This is a genomic window from Cobetia sp. SIMBA_158 (assembly GCF_046566945.1).
GTDB classification, from domain to species: domain Bacteria; phylum Pseudomonadota; class Gammaproteobacteria; order Pseudomonadales; family Halomonadaceae; genus Cobetia; species Cobetia amphilecti.
In genome coordinates this window covers 1-267 of the sequence record NZ_JAWJYL010000455.1, presented here as the reverse complement: position 1 = coordinate 267, position 267 = coordinate 1, and the positions used below count along the sequence as shown (strand labels likewise).

General features: G+C 59.2%; 1 protein-coding gene. It reads left to right on the top strand.

Features of this window, described 5'->3' with window-relative positions; all coding sequences use genetic code 11:
- The coding region (locus R2R70_RS20655) for an aminotransferase class V-fold PLP-dependent enzyme (RefSeq protein ID WP_410978999.1) at positions 1 to 267 on the top strand (267 nt) is incomplete at both ends.

Below are 267 nucleotides of genomic sequence, written 5' to 3'. Positions count from 1 at the left end.
CTATGAAGTCACGTATCTGCCGGTGCTGGAAAACGGCCTGATCGACCTCGAAGCGTTCAAGGCGGCGATTCGCCCGGACACGATCCTCGTTTCCGTGATGCACGTGATCAACGAGATCGGCGTGATCCAGGACATCGAGACGATCGGGGAAATCTGCCGCGAAAAGGGCATCGTGTTCCACGTCGACGCCGCGCAATCGACGGGCAAGGCGCCCATCGACCTGCAAAAGCTCAAGGTCGACCTGATGTCGTTCTCGGCGCACAAGAC